Genomic DNA, 3,370 nt, shown 5'->3' with positions numbered 1-3,370 from the left:
GCGCACGGCATGGTCGTGGATTTTCTTGCGTTCATGCGGCGTTACCGCCTTCTGCATGGTCTCGATCGTTTCCTTGATGAAGTCCAGGCGCTCCTGTTGCTGGCGTTCAATCTCGGCCTGGCGGTCTTCGGCCTGCTCGATTGCCTGCTCGGCCTGCAGCTGCTGCACGTAGTTCACATCGTCGAACATGCCCAGGAACACGTCAGCGCTGAAGCCGAGCATGGAGAGGGCTTTCTTGATGGCGTCGGTCAGCGACTTCTTCGGCGCCTCGCCGTCGGTGGTGGTGCCGTACTTCGACTTGTAGAGATACTGCGTGCAGCCGTACTGCTCGATCTCGCCGCGCTGGCCATCCAGAACGAACCAGAACTTGATCTTGATCGTGTGGTTCAGTTCGAAGCCGAGGCTGATGCGCTTATCGCCTTCGCCGCTGAACATCTCGGCGCCCTTGTCGAAGCGCTCTTCAACCACGTTCCAGCCAAAGCCGATGCCAGCCGGACCGAAAACCTCGGTGGCCTTCATGATCATCGCGGTGCCGTTCAGGCTAGTGATCTGCTGGCCGCCGACCTTGGCGTCCTTGGTGAATCGGGTGTCGGTCGTTTGGACCTTCTCCCAGATGCTCATGTTGGTAGTGGACATTAGAAAACCTCGCGCCAGGCCGGCGCCGTCAGTTGGGATAGGGAAATGCCAGGTCACCCAGGCACGGAGGTACGCTCCAGGCCCTGGCTGCGGTGGATGGTTGCGCGCTCTCGCCGCTTACGCTCCCGAAGGGGTACGGTTATCCCGAAGGGCCGCCGTGCTCGGCTACGTGATTCAGGAAGTGATACTGCCGGCGAGTGAGCTGGCGAGCATGAACGCAGTGCAGGCGAAGAGGGCAGAGAAAGAGCCGCGCCAGATGAGCAGGCGGCGGGCGCGCTGGTACCGGGTCACGGGCAAGGCCTCGGACGGGCGATTGGCCGGCGCTTCAGCCAGTCGGCCTTGATCGGATAGGGCAGGTCTGCGACGCGCATGCCGACCGGGAAGCGTAAAGTGCCGCGCACTTGGGCGGCCTGCACTTCTTCGATTTGCTCGTCGATCAGCGATTTAACGATTGGCGTGGTCATGATGCCTCCTGCTTACGGTAGCCGGCGTCATATAGGGCTTCGCAAACCTTGCGCGCCCAGGACTTGTCGATCATGGGTTGGGCCGCAACCATATTGCCCACTTCCTTCTCACGCTCTTCCGCCGCGATCTGCTCGGGCGTGCGGATTGGGCGGAAACATCCAGCCCCGCCCCGTTCTACGTAGGCAGGACCCCGGTTCTTGTTGTGCAGCTGGGCATTAAACAAGAACGCTGCCATCTTGAATCCGCCTTCGACATGGAAGTGCGCGATAATCTTCACCTTGTCGCCGACATGCAGATCTGGGTCCGTTTTGTCGTACTCGCTTGGGCTGTGCCCGGTGAACTCGCACTCAGTTCCAACTGGTGGCATGCCTTTGCCATCCCACGGTTCGATTGGCACGGCGTAGCCTGGGTGGCTGCTAACAGGGGTTAGATCCCCCATCTTCCAGTCAACCACACGCCAGAAACCTTCAAAGAACCACCACTGGCCTTTCTCGTACTTTCGGAAGCCTTTGTTGCCGCATCCAGCTTCGATGAACTGGGTGCCTTCGGGGATATTGATCACGCGACCTCCTTGCGCCCATCAACGATCTTGTTGAGGCGCCCGCAGTAGTGGTTGAACTCTTCGATGGTGATGCGCTGGTCGGCCAGCATTTCAGTGAGGAGCTTGAGGACCATGGCCTGCCAGGACAGTGGCGTCTCAGGGTGAGCCATGGCCTCAAGCTCTTCGTCGATCAGGACGTGAGGGCTTTTCATTGCGCCTCCTCGGCCTGGGCCAGCACTCCTTCTTTGGCGAAGGGGGTGAGCAGCTGGCGGGCGATCTCTTCCAGCGCCGACTCAGGGTTGGCCACGCTCAGGATCTCGTCGGCTGCCGCTGCTGCATCGCTGGTGACCTTGCACCGCGCAGCCAGAACCAGGCGGCCCAGCACCGTGTTGCTGATATCCGGCTGGCCAAGCTGGCCCATAACGAACTCATCCACCGCCTGGGCGAAGCGCTCATAGGTGACGCCCTGCTTCGGGCGCATCCGGCGCTGAAACACTACGTCGCGGCGCGCCATCAGCTCAGCGATGCCGTCGTCGATCCAAGTGGATTCCGCGTCGGCTACTTCGCTCACCGCCGGCGGCATCCGGTTGTCGTACTCAAACTGTGCTGCTCGAAGTGCGCCCATAGTCGCCTCCAGGTGGTGGGTTACTCGGTGGGTGGTGAAGGGAATAGCTGCCAGCAGACAGGCCAGTACAACGGATCAACCCAATAGTCGTCGTTCTCGAGGTTGTCATCGTCAGCGAATGGGTGGAAATCGCCGCTCATGAAGCTGAAAGGAACAACGATGAGCGCGGCCGCCTTGTCGTCTCGGAAATGCACGCAGCAAAGGCCGTGGTCACCATTCTTGGGAAGCTGATGCTCAGTCCTGATCCAGCCGCTCATGACTTCACCCGGGCGGCGAGCATGGCGTCGGCGTATCCGTAAGCAGATTCGGCGGCCTGCTTCGGGGTCATCTCGGCAAAAGAACCCCACATTTCGTTACCGGGGTAAGGGAGCATCCCCTGAAGAGCCTGGGCAGCGAAGTAGTCGCGCAGGGTCATGCCGTCATGCGGCAAGTGTCCTTGGTATGACTCGCCACTCGGCAATGTGACCGGGAACGCTGGGCCGCTTGTGTCTTTGCTCATTGCGTGAACCTCAGTAGAACCGCATTGGCCAGGAGCCATGCGCGGGTGACCAAACCCACCGTGAAAGGTGGCCTGGCGCCTGCCTAATGCGGTCGAAGTGAAGGGAAGGGGATGCAGATGCCGGGCGCTACCCCGGCAGCTGGCTTGGCGTGGACCCATCCAGCGGCGCAATTCGTTTACCCCCCAGTGCGAGGGAAGGGACGTCCACAGGTGCTTCGGTAACCGCGCCCGGAGCTTGGCGCTGCTCTGCATCGGGGTGTGATCTGGCCGGCGCTGATCTCCGGCTTGGCGGCCTAACTCTATGAGGCCTCAGTAGCTCGCCAACGAGGCTAGGTTCGCGCATCAGCCTGCGCATTCAGATCACACTCCGATGCAGCCTGCGATGGGGAGCAGGGCATCGGGCAGTTAACGTCAGGCGGACGGGGCGCTGGTAGTTCAGTCGTACAAGCCGTAGCTCAGGTCATCCGGGTCGCAGTCGATCACCAGAATGGCGTTGCCGAAGTACAGGGACGCCAGCATGCGCTCCCAGTCCGAACGGATTCGCATGTTGACAGCCACCTTCTTCTCGTCGAGCCGCGCGGAATAAACCTCGCCGAACTCGTCG

Annotated in this window: 7 protein-coding genes; all 7 read right to left on the bottom strand. The window is 61.1% G+C overall.

The genetic code is table 11. The features are described 5' to 3' along the window. The coding region (locus VNS22_RS13065; RefSeq protein ID WP_349261778.1) for a hypothetical protein at positions 1-636 on the bottom strand (636 nt) is incomplete at its 3' end. A gap of 287 nt (positions 637-923) precedes the next feature. Next, the gene (locus VNS22_RS13060) at positions 924-1,100 is read right to left on the bottom strand and encodes a hypothetical protein (protein WP_013972386.1); all 177 of its coding nucleotides are present in this window, start codon (positions 1,098-1,100) and stop codon (positions 924-926) included. After that, complete coding sequence (locus VNS22_RS13055) at positions 1,097-1,663, bottom strand: hypothetical protein (protein WP_325733071.1); 567 nt, start codon at positions 1,661-1,663, stop codon at positions 1,097-1,099. Before VNS22_RS13055 ends, VNS22_RS13060 begins: the two co-directional genes overlap by 4 nt. Beyond that, a complete protein-coding gene (locus VNS22_RS13050) occupies positions 1,660-1,854 on the bottom strand; it encodes a hypothetical protein (RefSeq protein WP_014859727.1) in 195 nt (64 codons plus the stop codon). Before VNS22_RS13050 ends, VNS22_RS13055 begins: the two co-directional genes overlap by 4 nt. Then, positions 1,851-2,267 carry a hypothetical protein gene (locus VNS22_RS13045; protein ID WP_325733069.1) on the bottom strand — a complete coding sequence of 139 codons (417 nt, stop codon included), beginning with the start codon at positions 2,265-2,267 and terminating at the stop codon, positions 1,851-1,853. The genes VNS22_RS13050 and VNS22_RS13045 overlap by 4 nt, the downstream gene beginning before the upstream one ends. Before the next feature lie 20 nt (positions 2,268-2,287). Next, a complete protein-coding gene (locus tag VNS22_RS13040; protein ID WP_325733068.1) occupies positions 2,288-2,524 on the bottom strand; it encodes a hypothetical protein in 237 nt (78 codons plus the stop codon). Beyond that, positions 2,521-2,682 (bottom strand): hypothetical protein, encoded by a 162-nt coding sequence (locus tag VNS22_RS13035; protein WP_325733066.1) that lies wholly within the window; start codon positions 2,680-2,682, stop codon positions 2,521-2,523. Before VNS22_RS13035 ends, VNS22_RS13040 begins: the two co-directional genes overlap by 4 nt. Positions 2,683-3,370: the final 688 nt, after the last annotated feature.

The organism is Geminicoccus sp., assembly GCF_035556675.1.
GTDB lineage: Bacteria > Pseudomonadota > Alphaproteobacteria > Geminicoccales > Geminicoccaceae > Geminicoccus.
Note: the sequence above shows the minus strand (reverse complement) of the source record. Positions and strands in the feature narration are given on the sequence as shown.